This window comes from Billgrantia sp. C5P2 (genome assembly GCF_051062895.2).
On record NZ_CM128542.1, the window covers coordinates 3,133,314 to 3,156,256 of the forward strand.

18 protein-coding genes are annotated in these 22,943 nt (G+C 63.8%); 4 read left to right on the forward strand and 14 right to left on the reverse strand.

Annotated features, from left to right (window positions below; translation table 11 throughout):
- The first annotated feature begins 17 nt into the window (after positions 1 to 17).
- Positions 18 to 407 carry a biofilm regulation phosphoprotein SiaC gene (siaC, locus tag ACRWQA_RS14430; RefSeq protein ID WP_263583231.1) on the forward strand — a complete coding sequence of 130 codons (390 nt, stop codon included), beginning with the start codon at positions 18 to 20 and terminating at the stop codon, positions 405 to 407.
- On the forward strand, positions 404 to 1,180 hold the full coding sequence (gene siaD / locus ACRWQA_RS14435; protein WP_263583230.1) for a biofilm regulation diguanylate cyclase SiaD: 777 nt from the start codon (positions 404 to 406) through the stop codon (positions 1,178 to 1,180). Before siaC ends, siaD begins: the two co-directional genes overlap by 4 nt.
- Positions 1,181 to 1,211: 31 nt before the next feature.
- Here siaD and ACRWQA_RS14440 read toward each other — a convergent pair whose 3' ends face one another.
- From ACRWQA_RS14440 to ACRWQA_RS14460, 5 genes are all read right to left on the reverse strand, one after another.
- A complete protein-coding gene (locus ACRWQA_RS14440; protein ID WP_434231421.1) occupies positions 1,212 to 2,531 on the reverse strand; it encodes an extracellular catalytic domain type 1 short-chain-length polyhydroxyalkanoate depolymerase in 1,320 nt (439 codons plus the stop codon).
- A 23-nt stretch (positions 2,532 to 2,554) separates the two neighbouring features.
- The gene (locus tag ACRWQA_RS14445) at positions 2,555 to 2,971 is read right to left on the reverse strand and encodes a CopG family transcriptional regulator (RefSeq protein WP_434231418.1); all 417 of its coding nucleotides are present in this window, start codon (positions 2,969 to 2,971) and stop codon (positions 2,555 to 2,557) included.
- 164 nt (positions 2,972 to 3,135) lie between these two features.
- A complete protein-coding gene (locus ACRWQA_RS14450) occupies positions 3,136 to 4,017 on the reverse strand; it encodes an urea carboxylase-associated family protein (RefSeq protein ID WP_434231415.1) in 882 nt (293 codons plus the stop codon).
- A gap of 87 nt (positions 4,018 to 4,104) precedes the next feature.
- The gene (locus ACRWQA_RS14455; RefSeq protein ID WP_434231413.1) at positions 4,105 to 5,427 is read right to left on the reverse strand and encodes an HlyD family type I secretion periplasmic adaptor subunit; all 1,323 of its coding nucleotides are present in this window, start codon (positions 5,425 to 5,427) and stop codon (positions 4,105 to 4,107) included.
- Positions 5,424 to 7,145: a type I secretion system permease/ATPase gene (locus tag ACRWQA_RS14460; RefSeq protein ID WP_434231411.1), complete on the reverse strand. Its 1,722-nt coding sequence runs from the start codon at positions 7,143 to 7,145 to the stop codon at positions 5,424 to 5,426. The genes ACRWQA_RS14455 and ACRWQA_RS14460 overlap by 4 nt, the downstream gene beginning before the upstream one ends.
- Before the next feature lie 433 nt (positions 7,146 to 7,578).
- Between ACRWQA_RS14460 and ACRWQA_RS14465 the strand changes: the two genes are divergently transcribed.
- Positions 7,579 to 9,438, forward strand: coding sequence for a cellulose binding domain-containing protein (locus ACRWQA_RS14465; protein ID WP_434231409.1), 1,860 nt, complete (start codon positions 7,579 to 7,581; stop codon positions 9,436 to 9,438).
- A gap of 65 nt (positions 9,439 to 9,503) precedes the next feature.
- Here the strand turns inward: ACRWQA_RS14465 and sucD are convergent, their stop codons facing one another.
- The 9 genes from sucD to sdhC all read right to left on the reverse strand — a co-directional run bounded on the left by sucD (position 9,504) and on the right by sdhC (position 21,082).
- On the reverse strand, positions 9,504 to 10,376 hold the full coding sequence (gene sucD / locus ACRWQA_RS14470; RefSeq protein WP_263583223.1) for a succinate--CoA ligase subunit alpha: 873 nt from the start codon (positions 10,374 to 10,376) through the stop codon (positions 9,504 to 9,506).
- On the reverse strand, positions 10,376 to 11,542 hold the full coding sequence (sucC, locus tag ACRWQA_RS14475) for an ADP-forming succinate--CoA ligase subunit beta (protein ID WP_149328970.1): 1,167 nt from the start codon (positions 11,540 to 11,542) through the stop codon (positions 10,376 to 10,378). Before sucC ends, sucD begins: the two co-directional genes overlap by 1 nt.
- 155 nt (positions 11,543 to 11,697) lie before the next feature.
- Positions 11,698 to 13,137: a dihydrolipoyl dehydrogenase gene (gene lpdA, locus ACRWQA_RS14480; RefSeq protein ID WP_263583222.1), complete on the reverse strand. Its 1,440-nt coding sequence runs from the start codon at positions 13,135 to 13,137 to the stop codon at positions 11,698 to 11,700.
- Positions 13,138 to 13,187: 50 nt separating this feature from the next.
- Positions 13,188 to 14,744 (reverse strand): 2-oxoglutarate dehydrogenase complex dihydrolipoyllysine-residue succinyltransferase, encoded by a 1,557-nt coding sequence (gene odhB / locus ACRWQA_RS14485; protein WP_263583221.1) that lies wholly within the window; start codon positions 14,742 to 14,744, stop codon positions 13,188 to 13,190.
- Between the two features lie 42 nt (positions 14,745 to 14,786).
- Positions 14,787 to 17,615 carry a 2-oxoglutarate dehydrogenase E1 component gene (locus ACRWQA_RS14490; protein ID WP_263583220.1) on the reverse strand — a complete coding sequence of 943 codons (2,829 nt, stop codon included), beginning with the start codon at positions 17,613 to 17,615 and terminating at the stop codon, positions 14,787 to 14,789.
- A 252-nt stretch (positions 17,616 to 17,867) separates the two neighbouring features.
- Positions 17,868 to 18,572, reverse strand: coding sequence for a succinate dehydrogenase iron-sulfur subunit (locus ACRWQA_RS14495; RefSeq protein ID WP_167120260.1), 705 nt, complete (start codon positions 18,570 to 18,572; stop codon positions 17,868 to 17,870).
- Between the two features lie 15 nt (positions 18,573 to 18,587).
- Positions 18,588 to 20,360: a succinate dehydrogenase flavoprotein subunit gene (gene sdhA, locus ACRWQA_RS14500; protein ID WP_263583219.1), complete on the reverse strand. Its 1,773-nt coding sequence runs from the start codon at positions 20,358 to 20,360 to the stop codon at positions 18,588 to 18,590.
- A 3-nt stretch (positions 20,361 to 20,363) separates the two neighbouring features.
- A complete protein-coding gene (sdhD, locus tag ACRWQA_RS14505) occupies positions 20,364 to 20,711 on the reverse strand; it encodes a succinate dehydrogenase, hydrophobic membrane anchor protein (protein ID WP_263583218.1) in 348 nt (115 codons plus the stop codon).
- The gene (gene sdhC, locus ACRWQA_RS14510; RefSeq protein WP_263583217.1) at positions 20,705 to 21,082 is read right to left on the reverse strand and encodes a succinate dehydrogenase, cytochrome b556 subunit; all 378 of its coding nucleotides are present in this window, start codon (positions 21,080 to 21,082) and stop codon (positions 20,705 to 20,707) included. The genes sdhD and sdhC overlap by 7 nt, the downstream gene beginning before the upstream one ends.
- A gap of 462 nt (positions 21,083 to 21,544) precedes the next feature.
- On the opposite strand from sdhC, the gene gltA reads away from it, so the two are divergent.
- Positions 21,545 to 22,828 carry a citrate synthase gene (gene gltA / locus ACRWQA_RS14515; RefSeq protein ID WP_263583216.1) on the forward strand — a complete coding sequence of 428 codons (1,284 nt, stop codon included), beginning with the start codon at positions 21,545 to 21,547 and terminating at the stop codon, positions 22,826 to 22,828.
- The last annotated feature ends 115 nt before the right edge of the window (positions 22,829 to 22,943 follow it).

A 22,943-nucleotide genomic window follows, 5' to 3' on the forward strand; every position in this document is an offset into this window, starting at 1 on the left:
TCAGCCGAGTGTTAGTGATGACCAACGATCTCGATATTATCGGCAGCCAGTCCACGCCAACCATCGTCAGCGATTGGCAGGCCGGGCTGCTCACCATGCAGGGTGATTCCTACCCGGAGAACTCCTTCGAACTCTTCGATCGAGTGATCGACTGGGTCGAGCGCTTCCTCAGCGAGGCAGCGCGCCCGTTGACGCTGGAGCTGAAGCTTGTCTACCTCAATACCAGTTCGGTCAAGGCCATGATGGACATCTTCGACCTGCTTGAAGAGGCCCATCAGGGCGGACGCGGGATACAGGTCACCTGGCACTACGACCCTCGTAACGAGCGCATCGCCGAACTGGCCGAGGAGTTTCGCGAGGACTGCACCTTTCCGTTCGCGATCACCCCGGCACGAGTTCCGACATGACACGCGAGGAAGCCGAACTGCTGGCCCAGGTCGAAGCGCTGCTGGGCGATCCCGCCCATGCGGACAATCCCCTGCTGGCGCCGCTGGCCCGGCTGCATGCCTTCCACCGGGCCGAGAAGCAGCGCCTGGAGCGCCTGGTGACGATTTCCGACAGCTACCAGCGCTACGTCCGCGAAGACGAGCTCAACGCCCAGCGGCGCTACCAGAAATCGCTGCGTCGGCAAGAGAAGCTGTCACGCATCTCCGATGGCTACCAGCAGATCATGCACGAGCACAACAATGCGCTGAAGGAGGCTTCGACCCATGACGCCCTCACCGGCCTGCCCAACCGCCGGCTGATCGACGAACGCCTGCCCAAGCTCATCGAGCGCAAGCAGTACACCCTGGTAATGCTCGACATCGACCACTTCAAGCAGGTCAACGACCTGCACGGCCATGAAGCCGGCGACAAGGTACTGGTGGCCATCGCCCAGGAGATCCGCCAGGAGCTGCGCGACTACGACCTGTGCGCACGCTGGGGAGGCGAGGAATTCTTGCTGCTGCTGGCCGATACCGGCCTCAGAGAGGCCAATGCCATCGTCGACCGCCTGCGTCAACGGCTGGCCGAGCTGTCGGTCGTGGTGGGCGACAGCCGGCTCTCCATCACCGCCAGCGCCGGGCTGAGCGAGTACCGCGACGGCGAGGACCTGCTCGATCACACCCTGCAGCGTGCCGACCAGGCGCTGCTGCTGGCCAAGCGCAGCGGCCGCGACCGCAGTTGCGTGGTCGTCTGAACACCACCGCCGAGCATGGTCGAGGACGGCATCAAGGACTGGCCTTGGCATGTGCATTGAAGAATCGCAGCATCTCCTTGGCCGCATCGGGACCCTTGGGATCCGTGTAGGAGCCGCGCGCATCGCCACCCGACCAGGCATGGCCGGCACCGTGGATCACCCACTGCTCAAGGCATGACCGCCCATCCGCATCCTGATGGCGGGTTTGCGTATAGGCGTAGCCATGGGGGACCTGCCCCCGCTCCACCGTCTTCCCGGCACTGCCCTTACGGCCGTTTTCCACCTCTCCAGCCGCACGCGAGGCGGCGTACTGAGCGGCGACGCGATCCGCGTTGCTGGGATGCACCGTGGTGTCGCGATCACCGTGGAAGACGATGGCGGGCACCCGCGACAACGATGCAGACACTCGTGCCGATGAGGCGTTGGCCATGGGGCCTGTGCCGCCCTGCATCGCCCCCAATGCATCGGGGAGACTTCGCGCCACGCCGTGAGGCAGCCCGGAATGCACGCCCACCGCCGCATAGAGGTCCGGATAGGTCATCGCCAGTGTTGTTGCCATGGCGCCACCGGCCGATAGTCCTGCGACATAGACCCGGCTCGCATCGAGCCCGTACGTGTCGATGACCTGGCGGGTCATGCCGGCAAGGATCGCCGGCTCACCTCCATCGCGCTGCTGGTCTTCGGCCTTGAACCAGTTCCAGCACTTGTTACTGTTGGCGGTCACCGGTTGGGCCGGATAGAGCACGCAAACCCCTTGCTCTTCGGCCAGCCGATTCATGGTGGTCCCGGCGGCGAAGTCATCGGGGTTCTGCGTGCAGCCATGCAGCATCACCACCAGCGGTAGTGCCTGGCCGTGATAGCCGCTGGGCAGATACAGCTTGTACTCGCGCGAGCCGGCACGGTTGGTAAAGCAACCCGCGGTGAAAGCGCCGGCCAGCGCTGTCTCGCTGGAGCCCCGAGCCTGCTCGGGCTGGGCCATGGAATCACGCCACTGGTGCCACTTGTCGCGCCAGGCAGAAGGCAGCCCGATCTCACCGCCCGGCATGGTCCCGGAGGCCGCCTGTCGGGTATGGCCAAACGCCGAGGGAGGCGGGCCCCACGCTGACGATGCACCTGTCCGCTGCGAGCCCGACTCGGCAGACGCCGGCTTCGACACCGATACCTCCTCGTCAATGACCCGGCAGGTTCCCTCGAAGGTGTTACGCCCAGAGTCGGAGGCATGCCACGCTTCCTCGCCCCCCGTTCCGCCCGCCCCTCCGGACATCGTGCCCTGGAGTATGGCCATGGCCTCATGCAGCTTCCCGGCGCGAGTGAGCCGCGTCGCTTCTTCCATTCGTCGCGTGTCGATCATCGTCAATGTCCCTATTCAGTGATTCAGTGGATTCGATCCGCCAGGGCCGCCTTGACCGCCTTGCTGGCATGCAGGGCGCCCAGGACCACCACCGACTCGATGGTGGCGCAGGCCAGCTCCGGCGATACGTCGTCGGCAATGCTGGCCATGCCCAGGACCTGAATCTGCAATGTCTCTCCCGCCGACTGCAGCGCTTCCAGGTCCGTGCGGCTGTAATGCTCGAGCCCCAGCACGAAGGCCTTGCGCGTCACGGTTTCCCTGACCACCTCGGCATGGGTCGACAGCTGGTTACGGATGGCCGTGCGGATCAGATCGGTGCGATTGGAATAGAACCCTTCCTGGACCAGCAGATCGATCTGCCCCAGGTCGACGACTCCCAGGTTGATGGTGATCTTCTCACTGGAATCACCGGTCTTGCGGCGCAGCTCATGCACGCTCATACGATTTTTCCTCGGTGGCCTAAGGTTTGGCATCATGTCGTGGCATCCAGAAGGATTCCATATACCATCCACGCGGATGGTATATGGAATCCTTCATGGTGAATAGAAAAAAATTGACCCGCCTAATGGCGGGCCATCAACCACTGTGCGGGAGCCGGGAAGGCTCAGAGGCCGCGTCGCCGCTTCTCGGCATCCCAATCGATGGCAGGCCCCTGCAGACCGTGACCGCCGGCATAGGGTGACGGCTCGGGTGACCGCCAGCCTTCCAGCAACGCCTCATCCAGGCGAAACACCTCCACGCCGATGGGATGGCAGGTCAGCAGCGGATCGCTGGCGTTGGGGCCCCACAGGTCTACTGAAAGATCCCCTCCCGGGCAGCACGACAGCGCGCACAGCAGGTCGATCTCGGCGAACAGCTCGAGGTAGTCGCCCTCCCGTGCCGGACAGGCCTTCATGAAGTACTGATCGTCGTCGTTGAGCCCCGTGCACTGGAAGACGTTGAGAACGTCGTGCACGTCGAACTCGGTGAGGCCATGCGGCAGTACCGCACGCACCAGGTTGGAGTGGCAGTGATGATCGAAGTCCTCCCCGGTCAGCAGACGGTTGACGTAGGGGTCGCAACGGGTGCCCAACAGATCGTGCACGCGGCCGCCCTGCTCGTCCATGCCGCTACCATCGACCCCATAGTTCGCCAAGGTATCGTCGATGATCGTCGCCATGGGGCGCAGGTAGGGCAGCGTCGACCACAGGCGGTCGAAGGTGGAGACATGGGCGCGCTGCAGCTGGCGGGTGCGCGAGGCCCAGAAGCGCTCGCGAGGATTGTGCAGGCTCCACAGATTGAAGTCGCCGACCTGGGGTCCCTCCAGGGTGGAGAGCCGCATCACGTGGCCCGCGGGCACTTTCCACGCTCGGCCATCGCGGATCGGCACGACCAGCGAATCGACCCGCTCGCGGGCATCCGGGTCGGTCAAGCGCGCGTAGAAATCCCGGTCGACGTCGAGGACCGAGCCTCGGGTCGCCTGATAGGCGGCGGGAACCTGGGTCATGGGAACCTCCTTCGAGAACGTTCCCTCCAGCGTAACCCATGGCGCCCTGCCCGCTCATCACTACCCTCAACGCTCGATGCGTCGCATCTAGTCGCGCATGGCCCTGGCCAACACATCGCCAATCGGCTTGATCAGGTAGCTGGCGAAGGTGCGCTCGCCGGTATGAATCATGACCTCGGCCGGCATGCCTGCGAGCAATCGCATGTCGGAGGTCATCTCCTCGCGTCCCTCGTCGGTAACCCGCACCCGGGCCCGATAGTAGTCACGCCCGGTGCCCTCGTCCTCGAAGCTGTCGGCCGAGACATGGGTCACCTCGCCGGCGACGACGTGGGTGAGCCCCTGGTTGAAGGCGCTGAAGCGAATTTCCGCCGACTGCCCGACATACAGGCTGTCGACATCACCGACAGGCACCCGCGCCTCGACCACGAAGCCCTCGTCGCTGGGCACGATATCCAGGATCGGATCGCCCGCACCGATCACCGCCCCGAGCGTATGCAGTTGCAAGCCGACCACGGTTCCCGCCACCGGCGCGGTCACCGTGGTGCGGCGCACCTCGTCGGACAGCGCCGTGATTCGCTCCTCGGCATCGCTGATACGCTCCTGGACGTCGCGCAGCTGCTCGCCGGCCTGCGCCTGGAATTCCTGCCGGTGAACCTGCTTTTGCAGCTCGTTCTCGCTGATCTGCGCCGCGATGCGGGCGATATCGGACTGCTGCTGGGCGGCTTCCCCTTCGAGTTCGAGGATGTCGCGCTCCAGCTCACGCAGGCGTTGTCGATCGCCGTGGCCACGCTCGAACAAACTGCGCAGATCGTCCGCCTCCTCGCGCAGCGAGGCGATCTGTTGCCGGTTGTACTCCAGCAGTGCCTTCAGGCCCTCACGCTGCTCCTCGTATTGGTGCGCTTGCTGGTCGAGCGTCTCGAGAGTGCCGTGCAGTGACTGCCGCCGCGAGAAGAACAGGCCTTGCTGCACCGCCAGCACCTCGCTGACACGCTGGGAGTCGCTCTCCCGCAGTTCCTCGGGAAATGTCAGGGTCGCCTCCTCGGCGAGCTCGGCGGTCAGGCGCACTTCGCTGGCCCGGTTGATCCGGTATTGCGTTCTCGCCACCTGAAGCTGCGACGCGGCACGGGTGTTGTCGAGCACCACCAGCACATCGCCGGCTTCGACATGATCGCCGTCGGTCACGCGAATCTCCCTGACGATGCCGCCCTCATAGTGCTGTACCGTCTTCTTGAACGAGGCGACCGAGACCTTGCCGGGAGCCACGACGGCAATCGCCAGATTGGCGGCCAGTGCCCAGCCACCGAACCCGCCGAAGGCGACCAGCAGGATGAACAGGCCCAAGCGACGATAGCGACGCCCATCGATGGGCAACGGCGCCTCGCTCAGGGGCCCGGTGTCTTCGCCATTCATGTAACAGCAACTCCTGCCGCCAACCCGTCATGGGACCTTCCGGGTCGCGATGCCTTGCTCGGCATCGCCTGACTGGGCCTCGGCGCAGCGATACGCGCCAGCACCTCGTCACGAGGCCCCAGCAAGCGGAGCTGCCCGTCACCGAGTACCATCAGCTTGTCGACGTCGGCCAGCACGCTGCGCCGATGGCTGATCACGAACAGCGTCGTCCCTTCCGCCTTGAGCTGGCGCAGCGCCTCGGCCAGCGCCCGCTCGCCGGCATCGTCTAGATTGGCGTTGGGTTCGTCGAGCACGACGAGCACGGGCCTTCCGTAAAGCGCTCGCGCCAGGCCGATGCGCTGACGCTGCCCGCGCGAGAGCGAGCCGCCGGCGGTCCCGATACGCGTCTCGTAGCCCTCGGGCAGTCGCAGGATCATCTCATGCACCCCCGCCTTCTTCGCCGCCGCTACCACTTGCGTGTCGTCGGCCTCGCCGAAGCGGGCAATGTTCTCGCTGATCGTGCCATCGAACAGTTCTATGTCCTGGGGCAGATAGCCGATGTGCGGACCCAGCTCGTCTCGGTTCCAGTGTCGCAGGTCGGCGCCGTCGAGCCGGACCGCCCCCGATTCGGGCGGCCATACGCCCAGCAGGGCGCGCGCCAGCGTGGTCTTGCCCGCCGCACTCGGCCCGATGATGCCGACGTGCTCACCGCGCGCGACCTGAAAGTCGAGTTCGCGCAGGACTGGTTTCACGGCGCCCGGCGGCACCAGCGTCAGTGCCTCGACCGCGATCTCTCCCTTGGGTGCGGGCAGCGACAAGCGACGCGTCTCAGCCGGCACGTCACGGAACAGCACATCGAGCCGATGATAGGCGTCCCGGCAACCGACGAAGCCCTTCCAACTGCCGATCATCTGGTCGATGGGCGCCAGCGCCCGCCCCATGATGATCGAGGCGGCGATCATCATGCCCGGTGTAATGCTAGCCTCCAGCACCAATAGCGCACCCAGCCCCAGGATCATCGATTGCGCCAGGATGCGCAGCCCCTTGGACAGATTGCTCAACCCACTGCTGCGATCGCTGGCCTGGGACTGCTTGACCAGTGCCGTCACGTGGCGTGCTTCCCAGCGCTGCATGATCGCCGGCAGCATGCCCATGGCATGCAGGACCTCGGCGTTGCGCAGGTTGCTGCCAACCTGCGCCTGCGCCCGTATGTGCTCGTGCCCGGCTTCGGCCAGCAAGCGCTTGGAGGCCTTCTCGTTGATGATCGCCAGCCCCAGCAGCAGCAACCCGGCGCCGGTCGCGAAGACCCCGAACCAGACGTCGAATATGAACAGAATGGCCAGGTAGATAGGCACCCAGGGCGCGTCGAAGAAGGCGAACAGGCCACTGCCCGAAATGAACTGACGCACCGTCCTGAGATCGTCGAGCGGCTGGCCGCCCCCCTCATCCGGTGACGCCAGGCCACGGCGGAACATGGCGCGATACAGACGGCGGCTCACCAGCGTGTCGAGATGGTTGCCCGCCCTTACCAGCAACCGTGAGCGCACCAGATCCATCCCCACCATGACCGCCAGCAGGAAAATCGCCACCAGGGTCAGCATGAGCAGGGTTTCCTTGCTGCCACTGGCAATGACCCGATCGTAGACCTGCAACATGTACAGCGCCGGCGTCAGCATCAGCAGATTGATGAACAGGCTGAAGCCTGCCACCCATAGCAGAGCGGACCGACAAAGGCTCATTGCGTGCTGAAAGTCACTTTGGGCTCTTGGAGGCATGGTGCTCACTGAATCGACATGGAAGAACAATGCAGGGACATACCGCAGCTTGCGGAACGGCACACTAACAAACCGTTCCCGGGCACTCGGCTAACTTATTAATATTTTTGTGTATTAATGAGATAAACAGTAAGCCGTAGAAAAACCGAACTTCACCTAGGAATAAAAATATCTATTGTTTCAATTAAATACCTGAATCGACAACTTCAAACTCCCGGTTAAATGTAAACATCCTTCCATGTGAGATTGACTCGTCGCCCAAGCGCTCTTGTTACTCGCCGCAGGCTCGATAGCATGCGCAACGAAGCGCGCGGATGACGGATACCGCGGTATGGATCGTATGGCCCCATGGCAACCTCGGCACGGGGCCCAACATGAGTCACCAGGAGGAATCAGCATGCCGACCATCGATGTCGCCCGCGGCACATCGGCCCGAGAACTTCAGGAGCTGATCGACACCGCCCCGAGCGGATCGACCCTGCTTCTGGCGTCGGGAGACTACCGATTCGACCAGGCCCTGCGCATCCACCGCTCCGATATCACCCTCGAAGGGGCGGGCGCCGATGCCACCACGCTGACCTTCACCGATGCCGCCCTCGACGACAACGATCGCTTCGGTATAGCGGTCGAAGGCGACATGCGGGGCGAGACGCTCGGCACGCTCGCCGCCGACCTCGGCGAAGGCGAGCGAAACGTAAGGCTCGGCGCCGAGCATGGACTGAAGCAAGGCGACACGGTGCGAATCTGGCAGGACAACGACACGGCGTTTCTCGACGAGATCGGTGACACCTCCTGGCGCAAGCAGGAACATGCCGAGCTGCGTACCAGCATGGCCAAGGTCGCTGCCGTGAGCGACGATACCATCACGCTTGATCGCGGCGCGCATTTCGCTTTCGCCGGTGGCCAGGCCGAGCTGGAGCGACTCGTTCCCGTCGATGATGTGTCCCTCCAAGGATTCACCGTCGACTATGAGCTGGGGACCCCCGACGCTTCCGCGTTCTCTAATACCCGGGGCAACCTGACCGGCTACCAGGCCATACGCCTGGATGGCACCACAGATGCACGGCTACAGGACGTCGCGGTCGAGAACGGCCCCTCGACGGCTTTCCATGTCGCTCGCTCGCTGGATATCGAGGCCGATTCGCTACGCGCCGAGGGAGCCTTCAACAAGGGCAGCGGCGGTAACGGCTACGGCTTCGAACTGAAGGAGAGCTATGACGGCAGTTTCAGCCATCTCGAGGACAGCGGCATGCGCCATGGCGTGCTGTTCGCCTCCTGGCGCTCCTCCGTCGGCAACGAGATCGAGGTCGACTTCACCGACCGCGACATCAACTTCCACGGCGGACGTGACCATGGCAATGAGGTCAGAGTGGCACAGGCCATCCGCAACCCCGATGCCGACGAACTCTCCCCCACCTTATGGGTCAATGCCGGCGGCGAAAGCTTCGGCGCCATCACCGACCCCGACGCCAACGAGGTGCGCTTCGACTACGTGCAGGGCTCGCGGCGCAGCGATGTGCTGCAGGGGAGCGACGACGGCGTCTACCTCAATGGCGGGCTGGGCCACGACACGCTGCTCGGAGGCACCGGCCATGACGTGCTGGAGGGCGGACCCGGCGACGACTGGTACGATGGCGACGATCTGTTGAACGGAGGAGCCGGCATCGACACGGTGCGCTATACCGGCCCGATCGATGCCTACCAGATCGACTTCGATGGCGACCGCATCGCAGTGCATAGCGACAAGGGAGCGACCGATACGCTCGAGGACGTGGAATTCGTCAGCTTCGATGACGGCACCGTACTGCATACGGCATCACGCGGCACCTTCCAGGCGGCCGCGCTCGACGCCCCCGAACCCGATGAGGTCCTCGGAAGCAATGCCATCCCCACCGGACTGGTGGACGATGGCGCCGAGCTGTTGGCATCGGGGAGTACGACGCAGCGCTGGGACGACGGCTATGTCGCCGAGATCTTCGTCGAGAACCTGACCGATGAACCCCTCGCGGCGCCCGAGCTGCGCCTGAAAACCGACGACACCATCGACACCCTGTGGAACGGGGCACTCAGCCGCGACGGCGATGCCTACCTGGTCCGCGACGACAATGCCGGCGAGCTCGCTCCCGGCGAAGCATGGCGCTTCGCCTACCGCGCCTATGGCGATGAGCCCACCCCCGAAGCCGTTACCGCCACGGATGGCCAGGACGTCGCGCTGCTCGGCATGCACGACGGCAGCGACCTCGGACTGCTCGGCTGAAGACGAAAGCCACGAAAAAGGGCGCCCTGAAGGGGCGCCCTCTTGCCTGACGGATCGTCGACGGCTTACCAGCCGGTGACATCCTTCAGCGCATCGCCGATCTCGGCCAGGGAGCGAACGGTACGCACACCGGCGTCTTCCAGCGCGGCGAACTTCTCGTCAGCGGTACCCTTGCCACCGGAGATGATGGCGCCGGCGTGGCCCATGCGCTTGCCCGGAGGTGCGGTGACACCAGCAATGTAGGACACCACCGGCTTGGTCACGTTGGCCTTGATGTAGGCCGCGGCCTCTTCCTCGGCGGTACCGCCGATCTCGCCGATCATGACGATCGCCTCGGTCTTCGGGTCCTTCTCGAACATCTCGAGGATGTCGATGAAGTTGGAGCCCGGGATCGGGTCGCCGCCGATGCCCACGCAGGTGGACTGGCCGAAGCCGTGGTCGGTGGTCTGCTTGACGGCTTCGTAGGTCAGGGTGCCGGAGCGCGACACGATACCGACACGACCCGGCTTGTGGATGTGACCCGGCATGATACCGATCTTGGACTCGCCCGGGGTGATGACGCCGGGGCAGTTCGGGCCAATCAGGCGCACGCCCAGCTCGTCGCACTTCACCTTGACGTCGAGCATGTCCAGGGTCGGGATGCCCTCGGTGATGCACACGATCAGCTTGATGCCGGCGTTGGCGGCTTCGAGGATCGAGTCCTTGCAGAAGGCAGCCGGGACGTAGATCACGCTGGCCTCGGCACCGGTCTTCTCGACCGCTTCCTTGACGGTGTTGAACACCGGCAGGCCCAGGTGCTCCTGGCCGCCCTTGCCCGGGGTCACGCCGCCGACCATCTGGGTGCCGTAGGCGATCGCCTGCTCGGAGTGGAAGGTCCCCTGCCCGCCGGTGAAGCCCTGGCAGATGACCTTGGTGTTCTTGTCGATCAGGATGCTCATTACTTGCCCTCCGCTGCCTTGACGACCTGCTGAGCCGCATCGGTCAGGCTGGTAGCAGCGATGATGTTCAGACCGCTGGAAGCCAGCTTCTCGGCACCCAGCTCGGCGTTGTTACCCTCGAGACGCACCACGACCGGTACGTTGACGCCGACCTGCTCGACGGCACCGATGATGCCCTCGGCAATCATGTCGCAGCGCACGATGCCACCGAAGATGTTCACCAGCACGGCCTTGACGGAATCGTCGGAGAGAATCAGCTTGAAGGCTTCCGCCACGCGCTCCTTGGTCGCACCGCCGCCCACGTCGAGGAAGTTGGCCGGCTGACCGCCATTGAGCTTGATGATGTCCATGGTGCCCATGGCCAGGCCAGCGCCGTTGACCATGCAGCCGATGTTGCCTTCCAGCGCCACGTAGTTCAGTTCCCACGCCGCCGCTTCAGCTTCGCGCTCGTCCTCCTGGGAGGGATCGCGCATCGCCTGCAGGTCCGGGTGACGGTACAGGGCATTGCTGTCCAGGTTGAGCTTGGCGTCGAGGCAGTGCAGGTTGCCTTCGTCGGTGATCACCAGCGGGTTGATCTCGAGCAGCGCCAGATCCTTCTCGTGGAACAGGCGCGACAGGCCCAGGAAGATCTTGGTGAACTGCTTGACCTGGTCGCCCTTCAGGCCCAGGGCGAAGGCGAGCTCGCGTGCCTGGTACGGCTGCGCGCCGACCAGCGGATCGATCTCGGCCTTGAGGATCTTCTCGGGAGTTTCCTCGGCGACCTTCTCGATCTCGACGCCGCCTTCGGTGGAAGCCATGAACACCACGCGACGAGTGGCGCGATCGACCACCGCGCCCAGGTAGAGCTCGTTGGCGATGTCGGTGCAGTTCTCGACCAGGATCTTGGCAACCGGCTGACCGTTCTCGTCGGTCTGGTAGGTCACCAGGTTCTTGCCCAGCCACTGCTCGGCGAAGGCCTTGGCCTCTTCCGGGCTCTTGATCAGCTTGACGCCGCCGGCCTTGCCGCGGCCACCGGCGTGGACCTGGGCCTTGACCACCCACATGTCACCGCCGATCTTCTTGCAGGCTTCCGCCGCTTCCTCGGGGGTATCGACTGCGAAGCCCTTGGATACCGGCAGACCATAATCGGCAAACAGCTGCTTGCCTTGATACTCGTGAAGGTTCATCGATTCATGCCATTGGTTGCATGTGACTCGAATGGCAACCGCGAGACCCCGCGTAGGGCGGTGAGTATCGGGTTACCCCCGTTCGCGCCCGGTACATGGCCGGGCACGACGCGCCATCCGCGGATGGCGCTTGTTGTCCCTCTTGGCGAACTCGCTTACTTGCGCTTCTTGCGGTTGGCCATGTGAATCGCGTGTCCATCCACCGCCAGAGCCGCTTCGTGGATGGCTTCGGAGGTGCTCGGGTGCGCGTAGCAGGTCAGCGCCAGGTCTTCGGCGCTGGAGCCGAATTCCATGGCGATGACGCCCTGGGCGATCAGTTCGCCGGCATGCTGGCTGACGATATGCACGCCGAGGATGCGGTCGGTCTCGGCGTCGGCGATGACCTTGGCCATGCCCTCCGGGGCGTTGTTGGCCAGCGCACGGCCGTTGGCCGAGAACGGGAAGCTGCCGGTCTTGACCTCGATGCCCTTGGCCTTGGCTTCCTGCTCGTTCATGCCGACCCAGGCCACCTCCGGCGAGGTGTAGATCACGCTGGGGATGGCGTCGTAGTTCATCTCGGCCTTGTGGCCGGCGATGATGTCAGCCACCATCACGCCCTCTTCGGAGGCCTTGTGCGCCAGCATCGGCCCGCGCACGCAGTCGCCAATGGCGTAGATGCCCGGCACGCTGGTACGGCACTGGTCGTCGACGTGGATGAAGCCACGCTCGTCGAGGCCCACGCCGACGCTCTCGTCGACCACGCCCTTGGTGTACGGACGGCGACCGACGCAGACGATCAGCTTGTCGAAGGTCAGCTCCTGCTCGCCGTCCTTGTCGCTGTACTTGACCACCACCTCGCTGCCCTTGATCTCGGAGCCGGTAACGCGTGCACCGAGCTTGATGTCCAGGCCCTGCTTCTTGAGCAGCTTCTGGGTCTCCTTGGCGATGGCGGTGTCGACCATCGGCAGGAAGGTGTCCATGGCCTCGAGCACGACGGTCTCGGCGCCCAGACGACTCCACACGCTGCCCAGCTCCAGCCCGATGACGCCGGCGCCGATCACGCCCAGGCGCTTCGGCACTTCGGTGAACTCAAGCGCGCCGGTGGAGGTGACGACGATGTCCTCGTGCAGCGGGGTCGGCGGGATCTCCACCGGCACCGAGCCTGCGGCGATGACGATGTTGTCAGCCTCGTAGGTGCTCTTCTCGCCATCATGACCGGTGACCTCGACCTGCTTGGCGCCGGTCACCTTGCCGGTACCGTCGATGGCCGTCACGCCGTTGGCCTTGAACAGCGCGCTGATGCCGCCGACGTTCTTGGCGATGACGGAGTTCTTGAACTCCAGCATCTTGGCCACGTTGGCCTTGGGTGCCTCGAGATCGATACCGATCTCGGCGAAGTGATCGCGTGCCTCGACGAACTTGTGAGACGTCTCGAGCAGCGCCTTGGAGGGAATACAGCCCACGTTCAGGCAGGTGCCGCCGTGAACGGTCTTGCCTTCCTTGTTGACCCACTTCTCGACGCAGGCGGTCTTCAGCCCCAACTGGGCGGCACGGATGGCGGCCACGTAGCCCCCGGGGCCCGCACCGATGACGATCACATCAAATTTGTCGGCCATGTGGTTTTCCTGTTGATCGGTTCGCGTTTAGGTCCGTTGATTCGGGCGCCTCAGATATCCAGCAGCAGGCGCGCCGGATCCTCGAGCAGCTCCTTGAGGGTGACCAGGAACTGCACCGCATCCTTGCCGTCGATCATACGGTGGTCGTATGACAGGGCCAGGTACATCATCGGACGGATCTCGACCTTGCCGTTGACGGCCATGGGACGCTCCTGGATCTTGTGCATGCCCAGGATGGCGGTCTGCGGCGGATTGAGGATCGGCGTCGACATCAGCGAGCCGAAGATGCCGCCGTTGGTGATGGTGAAGGTGCCGCCCTGCATCTCGTCGATGCCAAGCTTGCCGTCACGCGCGCGCTTGCCGAAATCGACGATACCCTTCTCGACGTCGGCGATCTTCATGCTATCGGTATCGCGCAGCACCGGTACTACCAGGCCGCGGTCGGTGGAGACCGCCACGCCGATGTCCTGATAGCCGTGGTAGACGATGTCGGTACCGTCGATGGAGGCATTGACGTCGGGGAAGCGCTTGAGCCCCTCGGAGGCCGCCTTGACGAAGAAGCCCATGAAGCCGAGCTTGACGTCGTGCGCCTTGAGGAAGGTGTCCTTGTACTGCGCGCGCAGCTCCATCACCGCGCCCATGTCCACCTCGTTGTAAGTGGTGAGCATGGCAGCGGTCTGCTGGGCCTGGACCAGACGCTTGGCGATGGTCTGGCGCAGACGGCTCATCGGCACGCGCTTCTCGGGGCGCTCGCCCTCGAAGGCAGGCGCGGCAGCGGCGGCCTGCTTGGGCGCAGCGGCTGCAGCGGCGCTCTTCTTGGCCGTGCCGGCCTGTACGGCGCGCTGAACGTCCTCCTTGAGGATACGGCCACCCTTGCCGGTGCCGTCGATCTTGCTGACGTCGAGGTCATGCTCGGCGACCAGCTTGCGTGCCGCCGGAGCCAGGATCTTGTCGCCGACCTTCTCGTCGCCGGCGCCGTCATCGGCAGAAGCCGCCGGCGTCTTGTCGGCTGCCGTATCGGCACCGCCGGCCCCCTCGGTGAAGATCGCCAGCACCGCTTCTGATTCGACCTGGCTGCCCTCTTCCGCCTTGATCTCGGCAATGGCGCCATCGGCTGGCGCCACGACCTCGAGTACCACCTTGTCGGTCTCGATGTCGGCCAACACCTCGTCGCGCTTGACCGCCTCGCCGACCTTCTTGTGCCAGGTGGCCACTGTGCCTTCCTGGATCGACTCGGGAAAGGTCGGTGCCTTCACTTCATGCGACTTGCCACCAGCAGCCGGCGCGCTCTTGGGCTCCGCCTTGGCTTCGTCTTTCGGCTCGGCCTTGGCGTCGGCCTTCTCGCTCTTCTTCTCGCCGCCCTTGGCTGCGCCTTCACCGATCCTGCCCAGCACCTGCTCGGACTGCACGGTGTCGCCCTCCTCCACCAGCACCTCGGAAAGGGTGCCGGCTTCCGGCGCCACCACCTCGAGCACCACCTTGTCCGTTTCGATCTCGACGATCAGCTCATCGCGCTCGACGCTATCCCCCGCCTTCTTGTGCCAGGCAGCCACACTGCCTTCGGCAACGGATTCCGGAAAGGTGGGCGCTTTGATCTCGGTAGCCATTTCGTTTCCCTTGTATGTTCTCTCTCGTCCCGGTGGGTCGCCTCAAAGATTGAAGGCGTCTTCCACCAGCTGGCGCTGCTGTTCGGTATGCACGGACATGTAGCCCGCCGCGGGTGCCGCCGATGCCGGGCGACCGGCGAACTTGAGATCGCCGCCCAATCCGTTCTTGAGCATCTCGGCCACGGCGCGCAGGTGGTGCTGGCTCGAATACCAGGCGCCCTGGTTGAGCGGCTCCTCCTGACACCACACCACGGTCTCGAGGTTGGCGTAGTCCTTCAGCGCCTCGAAGAGCTCCTCCTTGGGGAAGGGGTAGAGCTGCTCGATGCGCACGATGGCCGTATCGTCACGCTCGTTCTCGGCGCGCCAGGCCGCCAGGTCGTAGTAGACCTTGCCGGCGCACATGACCACGCGCTTGACGCGCTGAGCCTCGAGGTTGCCCTGGTCCGGCAGCACCATGTGGAAATGGCCATTGGCCAGGTCCTCGAGACTGGAGGTCGCTTCCTTGTGGCGCAGCAGGCTCTTGGGCGACATCACCACCAGCGGTTTCCTCAACGGGCGAATGACCTGGCGACGCAGCAAGTGGAAGATCTGCGCCGGCGTGGTCGGCACGCAGACCTGCATGTTGTGCTCGGCGCACATCTGCAGGAAGCGCTCGAGGCGCGCGGAGGAGTGCTCGGGCCCCTGACCTTCATAGCCATGGGGCAGCAGCATGGTCAGGCCACACAGGCGACCCCACTTGGTCTCGCCCGAGGAGATGAACTGATCGACCACCACCTGGGCGCCATTGAAGAAGTCGCCGAACTGCGCCTCCCAGATCACCAGATCGTTGGGAGCCGTGGTGGAATAGCCGTACTCGAACGCCAGCACGGCCTCTTCCGAGAGGAAGGAGTCGTGGATGGTGAAGCGCGGCTGGCCGTCGGACATGTGCTGCAGCGGCACGTAGGTGGAGCCGTCCTTCTGGTTGTGCACCACCGCGTGGCGGTGGGAGAAGGTACCGCGACCCACGTCCTGGCCGGTGATACGCACCGGATGGCCCTCGTCGAGCAGCGTGGCGTAGGCCAGGGTCTCGGCGAAGCCCCAGTTCAACCCCAGGCCGCCGGCCTGCATCTTGCGCCGATCCTCGTAGATCTTGGCCACCTGGCGCTGCACCTCGACGCCGTCGGGAATCTCACACATGCGCGCTGCCAGGCGCTGCAGCCGTTTCATCTCGACGCTGGTATCGGCATAGCCGCTCCACTCGTGGCCGAGATAGGGCTTCCAATCGACGAACAACGAGGTATTGGGCTGCTGCACCAGGGCGTTGGCCACGTGGTTGCCGGCCATCAGGTCCTCGCGGTAGGTCTCGATCATCGCCTGGGCCTCGTCCTCGGTGACCACGCCCTGCTCGACCAGGCGCTGGACATAGAGGGTCCGCGAGGAAGGATGCTCCTTGATCTTGCGGTACATCAGCGGCTGGGTACCGGAGGGCTCGTCGGCCTCGTTGTGGCCGCGGCGACGGTAGCAGACCAGATCGATGACCACGTCCTTGCGGAACTGCTGACGGTAGTCGAGCGCCACCTGGGTGGCGTGCAGCACGGCATCTGGATCGTCGCCATTGACGTGGAAGATGGGCGCCTGGACCATCTTGGCGATATCCGTGCAGTACTCGGTGGAACGCGTGTCCTGCGGATGCGAGGTGGTGAAGCCGACCTGGTTGTTGATGACGATATGCACCGTGCCGCCGGTCTTGTAGGCGCGGGTCTGGGACATCTGGAACGTCTCCATGACCACGCCCTGCCCGGCGAAGGCGGCATCGCCGTGCACGTTGATCGGCAGGACCCTGGTGCCTTCGAGATCGTCGCGACGATCCTGGCGGGCCCGCACCGAGCCCTCGACCACCGGGGAGACGATCTCCAGGTGGGAGGGGTTGAAGGCCAAGGCCAGGTGAACCTCACCGCCCGGTGTCATGACGTTGGAACTGAAGCCCTGGTGGTACTTCACGTCACCGGAGCCGCGCTCGATCAGCTTCTTGCCGTCGAATTCATCGATCAGCTCGGAGGGGTTCTTGCCGAGGATGTTGACCAGCAGGTTGAGACGGCCGCGGTGGGCCATACCGATGACCATCTCCTTGATGCCGTAGCCACCACCACGCTGGATCAGCTCGTCCATCATGGGGATGAACGACTCGCCGCCCTCGAGGCCGAAGCGCTTGGTGCCGGGGTACTTGGAGGCCAGGTAGCTTTCCAGGCCTTCCGCGGCGGTCAGACGCTCCAGCAGATGCTTGCGCACGTCGTCGCTGTATTTGGGTGCCGAGCGAACCGACTCGAAGCGCTGCTGCAGCCAGCGCTTCTCCTCGGTATCGACGATGTGCATGATCTCGCAGCCGATCGAGCGGCAGTAGGTCTGCTCCAGGGCCTCGACGATCTCGCGCAACGGCGCCTTGTCCATCCCCAGAAAGAAAGAGCCGGTCTGGAATTCGGTATCCAGATCGGCCGGTGAAAGCTGGTGGAAGGAGAGGTCGAGGTCGGGAACCGGGGCCTGGCTGCGCAGCTTGAGCGGATCGATATCGGCCTTCTGGTGTCCCCGGAAGCGGTAGGCGTTGATCAACTGCAACACCTTGACCTGCTTCTTGCCCTCGCCACTGTCGGCGGCGGCCGTGGTGACCCGGCGAGCACGTGCCAATTGCTGGAACTGATCGCGCACGGGACTGAGGGGAACATCATGAGTAGCACTGCCTTCGACACTCGGCAGCTGATCGAAGTAGGTCCGCCATTCGTCGGGTACGGAACCTGGGTCGGCGAGGTATTGCTCGTAGAGCGCTTCCACATAGTGAACGTTGCTGCCGCTCACGTGGGAGCTGTTCCACATCAACTCCATTATGCCTTGTTGCATCTCTCGGTCACCCTACACTGATGGGGTGTTGTCGGCGCCGTTGCGGGCCAGCCGCGACGGCTTGGCTGGTGCCCTGCCGGTGGGGGCATCTTCTCTTCCCGGCGGCTCCGGCCGCGAGGCCGGAATCCTTGCAATCCATGGTCGAGAGCCGGTACCAGGGGTACCGGCTCTCTTGCTGTCTCTGCGAGCCGACCGCGACATGACGTCGCGGTCGAACTGCGGCCAGTATGATAGCAAGCTACGCGCCACGTTTTAAGTGGCATTCGCAAGCAGCATGTCGCGGATCTTGCCGATCGCCCGCGTGGGGTTGAGCCCTTTGGGGCATACCGCGACGCAATTCATGATGCCGCGGCAACGGAACACGCTGAACGGATCCTCAAGCTCGGCCAGGCGCTCTCGCGTCGCGGTATCCCGCGAGTCCGCCAGGAAGCGGTAGGACTGCAGCAGGCCGGCCGGGCCGACGAACTTGTCCGGATTCCACCAGAACGACGGGCAAGAGGTCGAGCAGCAGGCGCACAGGATGCACTCGTAGAGACCGTCGAGCTTGTCGCGATCCTCCGGCGACTGCAGGCGCTCGATGGCCGGTGCCGGCTCGTCGTTCTGCAGGTACGGCTGAATGCGCTCGTACTGCTTGTAGAACAGACCCATGTCGACCACCAGGTCGCGCACCACCGGCAGGCCCGGCAGCGGGCGCAGCACCAGCTTGTTGTCCTTGACCACATCGGATATCGAAGTGATGCAGGCCAGGCCGTTCTTGCCGTTCATGTTCATGCCGTCGGAGCCGCACACGCCTTCGCGGCAACTGCGACGGAAGGCCAGGGTGGTGTCTTCGGCCTTGAGCATTTCCAGCACGTTCAGGACCATCAGGTCACGGCCCTGGGTGTCGAGCTGATACTCCTGCATGTAGGGTGCGGAGTCGGTTTCCGGGTTGTAGCGGTAAATGGATACCTGAAGCATCTCGTGACTCCCCCTTTAATAAGTACGGATTTTCGGCTCGAAGGTGTCGACGGTCTTCGGCTTGAAGTTGACGTCGCGCTTGCCGACCCGCTTCTCGGCCGGGAAGTACATGGAGTGCTTCAGCCAGTTGGTGTCGTCGCGATCCGGGTAGTCGTAGCGTGAATGCGCGCCACGACTCTCCTTGCGCTCCAGCGCCGCGATGGCGGTGGCTTCGGCCACTTCCATCAGGTTGTCGAGTTCGAGAGCCTCGACGCGGGCAGTATTGAAGGCGCCTGACTTGTCGACCAGATGCGCCTCGGCGATGCGGCCACGCAGGTCGGCCAGCTTCTTGACGCCCTCCTGCATGTGATCCTCCTGACGGAACACACCGAAGGCGTTCTGCATGATGCTCTGCAGCTCGGTCTTGAGGTCGGCCACGGACTCGCCACCGGAGGACTCGTTCCAGCGCGTGATGCGCTTCATGGCCGCGTCGATATCCGAATCGGTGGCACCAAGGTAGTCGATACCCTCGTTGAGCGCGCCCTCGATGAACATACCGGCCGCACGGCCGAACACCACCAGGTCGAGCAGCGAGTTGCCGCCCAGGCGGTTGGCGCCGTGCACCGAAACGCAGGCCGCCTCACCGCAGGCGAACAGACCGTTGACGATGTGATCGTTGCCGTCGGCATCCTGCATGATCGCCTGACCGTGCACGTTGGTCGGAATACCGCCCATCATGTAGTGGCAGGTCGGCACCACGGGAATCGGCGCATTGGTCGGATCGACGTGAGCGAAGATCTTCGACAACTCGCTGATGCCCGGCAGGCGCTTGTTGAGCACCTCTTCACCCAGATGATCGAGCTTGAGGAAGACGTGGTCGCCCTTCTCGCCGCAGCCGCGGCCCTCGAGGATCTCCATGACCATGGAGCGCGCCACCACGTCACGGCCGGCGAGGTCCTTGGCATTGGGCGCATAACGCTCCATGAAGCGCTCGCCGTCCTTGTTGACCAGGTAGCCACCCTCGCCGCGACAACCTTCGGTGACCAGCACCCCGGCACCGTAGATGCCGGTGGGGTGGAACTGCCACATCTCCATGTCCTGCATGGGGAAGCCGGCGCGCAGCGCCATGCCGATGCCATCGCCGGTATTGATCAGGGCGTTGGTAGTGGAGGCGTAGATACGCCCGGCGCCGCCGGTGGCCATGACGGTGGCCTTGGACTGGACGTGCACGACCTCGCCGGTCTCGATGCACATGGCGATGCAGCCCACCACGTCACCGTTGGCGTTCTTGACCAGATCGACAGCGAACCACTCGTTGAGGAACGTCGTGTTGTTCTTCAGGTTGTTCTGGTAAAGGGTGTGCAGCAGGGCGTGGCCGGTACGGTCGGCCGCGGCGCAGGTGCGCGCCGCCTGGCCGCCTTCGCCGAAGTTCTTCGACTGGCCGCCGAACGGACGCTGGTAGATGCGGCCGTTGTCGAAGCGTGAGAACGGCAGGCCCATGTGCTCGAGCTCGAAGACCGCCTTGGGGCCCTCGGAGCACATGTACTCGGCGGCATCCTGGTCGGTGATGTAGTCGCCACCCTTGACGGTGTCGTACATGTGCCAGCGCCAGTCATCGTTGGGATCGGCGGACGCGATGGCACAGGTGATGCCGCCCTGGGCGGAAACGGTGTGCGAACGAGTCGGGAAGACCTTGGACAGCACGGCGGTCTTCTTGCCGGACTTGGCCAGCTCGAGCGCGGCCCGCAGGCCGGAACCGCCACCGCCGATGATGATGGCGTCGTAGGTCAAGGTACGCATGTTAGACATGAATCAGGCTCCCCACAGAACTTGGATGCCCCAGACCAGGAACACGAAAATGGCCAGGATGATGACGATCTGGGCGCCGATGCGCAGGCTGGTCGCCTTGAGGTAGTCGGTAGTCACGGTCCACAGACCGACCCAGGCGTGCGCGGCAAGAGAGATGAAAGCCAGCAGGGAGAAGATCCGCATCCAGGTCTGGGCAAAGAGGTTGCTCCAGGTGGCGTAGTCGAGCCCGGGGTTGAACAGCAGGTACGCGACGATGAAAACCGTATAGAGTGCCAGGATGACAGCCGAGACACGCTGGATCAGCCAGTCGGAAAGGCCGCTGCGACCCAGATTGGTGATGTTGGTTACCATACCCAGACTCCCGCCAGAATGATCAGGACGGCACTGAGGACCACGGTGGCCTGTGCCTTCTTGACGCCCCCTTCCAGGGTGACGCCGTAACCGGCATCCATCAGCAAGTGCTTGATGCCGGCCACGAAGTGGAATGCCAGTGCCGACAATAGTCCCCAGGCGATCAGCTTCGCCAGGATGTTATTGGCCAGGGCATCCTTGACGGCCGCAAACCCCGCAGGGGAAGACAGCGACTTGTCGAGGGCCCAGAAGGCGAAGATAAGACCAACGAACAGGATTACGCCGGTGATGCGGTGGGCGATCGACGTCAAGGCGGGAAGCGGGAAATGTATCGTGGTGAGATCTAGGTTGACGGGTCGTTTGCTATTCACGGCTCTATACACACTCTCTTGGCTCGCTCTACAGCTGATGGGACCAGGCTCGAGCGGGCGGTGGTTTTAGGTAGGGGGCTCGCCGCTGCCGGGACGGGCATGACAACGAGTACCTGCCAGTCGCGCGGTGTGGATTATAGGGACATGCACCCCCAGTGACAAATGCACGACCCCCTCACTCGACCATGGTACAAGCCCACCGCCGCCGTTCACGGCGGCCTGTGCACGGGGGTCATCACCGGCAAGCCGGCTGACGGCAGGCTTTCCGTGATGCAAAGCACCATTTCCTATTCAGTTTTCATACAACTATATGGTGAATGTACAACGATACGGCCTCTTTGGCCCAATTGACAATCCCGGGAACGCTTCTATAGTGGGCGAACCTTTTTCGCGGGCCAGCGGTTCAACAGGGTTTGCGAAAGAATGAGTTAACGTTCTATTCGACTTCGAGAGGAGGCCAGTATGGCTGACAGGAAAGCGACACTGACTGTAGACGGCTTGGAAAAGACGATCGAGCTGCCGGTCTACTCAGGCACCCTGGGCCCTGACGTGGTCGATGTTCGCGGCCTCGGCGCCGATGGCCTGTTCACCTACGATCCCGGCTTCATGGCAACCTCCTCGTGCCAGTCGGCCATCACTTATATCGATGGCGCCCAGGGCATACTGCTGCACCGCGGCTACCCGATCGATCAGCTGGCCAAAGAATCCAACTTCGTCGAGCTGTGCTATACGCTGCTGTTCGGCGAACTGCCGACCGACGAGCAGTACACCGACTTCGAGTCGCGGGTCCGCAACCACACCATGGTTCACGACCAGATCAACAACTTCTTCAAGGGCTTCCGTCGCGACGCCCACCCGATGTCGATCCTGTGCGGCGTGGTCGGCGGCCTGGCGGCCTTCTACCATGACCACATGGACATCACCCAGGAACATGATCGCGAGATCAGCGCCATCCGCCTGATCGCCAAGATGCCGACCCTTGCGGCCATGTCCTATAAGTACAACGTCGGCCAGCCGTTCAACTATCCGCGCAACGACCTGAACTATGCAGAGAACTTTCTCTACATGATGTTCAGCAACCCGTGCGAGGAGTACAAGGTCAATCCGGTCTACGCCAAGGCCATGGACCGCATCTTCATGCTCCACGCCGACCACGAGCAGAACGCATCCACCTCCACGGTGCGTCTGGCCGGCTCCACCGGCGCCAACCCGTTCGCCTGCATCAGCGCCGGCATCGCCGCGCTATGGGGCCCGGCTCACGGCGGCGCCAACGAAGCCGTGCTGAAGATGCTCGACGAGATCGGCGACGACTCCGAAGAGAACATTCAGCGCTTCGTCGACCGCGCCAAAGACAAGGACGACCCGTTCAAGCTGATGGGCTTCGGCCACCGCGTGTATCGCAACTTCGACCCGCGCGCCAAGGTGATGAAGGAGACTTGCGACGAGGTGCTGGCCGAGCTGGGCATCGACGATCCGCAGCTCAAGATTGCCAAGCGCCTGGAGCAGATCGCCCTGGAAGACGAATACTTCGTGGAGCGCAAGCTCTACCCCAACGTCGACTTCTACTCCGGCATCATCCTCAAGGCCATGGGCATCCCGACCAACATGTTCACGGTGATCTTCGCCGTGTCGCGCACCATCGGCTGGATTTCGCACTGGCACGAGATGCTCTCCAACGACTACAAGATCGGTCGTCCGCGCCAGCTCTATATCGGGCACACGCAGCGCGACTATCCTGCCAAGTAAGCCGGCAGGAGGCGGCCCTGGCCGCAAACGCAGTGGAAAGCCGCCTTCGGGCGGCTTTCTGCATCCTGGACCACCGCTCACGAGTTCGCTTGCCAGCAATCACCAAGAAGAGAGA